Annotated in this window: 1 protein-coding gene; it reads right to left on the bottom strand. The window is 66.5% G+C overall.

Going from position 1 to position 465, the window contains the following annotated elements; all coding sequences use genetic code 11:
- On the bottom strand, nucleotides 1-465 hold a 465-nt coding region (locus P0D96_RS48400), incomplete at both ends, for an efflux RND transporter permease subunit (RefSeq protein WP_408321464.1).

Here is a 465-nt window from a genome sequence, read left to right as displayed (position 1 = left end):
ACTGCCGGAGAGCGCGATCAGCAGATTCTGCGACACGTCGCGTTGCAGCAGGCCGGCCTGAATCGCCCGGGTGCGGTCGACATTGACGTTGATCGCGGGCGCGTCGCCGGGCTGTTGAATGCGCGCGTCGACGAGGCCGCGCACGCCGCGCAGTTGCGCGAGCAGGCGGTTCGCCACCACGCGGTTGGCGTCGAGCTTGTTGCCGACGATCTGGACATCGATCGGCGCGGGCAGGCCGAAGTTGAGAATCTGGCTGACGATGTCGGCGGGCAGGAAAGCGAACGTGACGCCGGGGAAGTCTTTCGTCAGCGTGGTGCGCAGCGTCGCCACGTATTGCGCGGTCGGCTTGTGTTTCGGCGCGAGCGTGATCATCACGTCGGCATCCTCGGAGCCGATCGGGTCCGACGAGTCGTAGGTCAGATTGATGCCGCTCACCGGCACGCCGATGTTGTCCAGCATCGCCGC

This window comes from Paraburkholderia sp. RL17-347-BIC-D, assembly GCF_046027915.1.
Taxonomy (GTDB): Bacteria; Pseudomonadota; Gammaproteobacteria; order Burkholderiales; family Burkholderiaceae; genus Paraburkholderia.
This window is presented reverse-complemented; position numbering and strand designations above follow the sequence as displayed.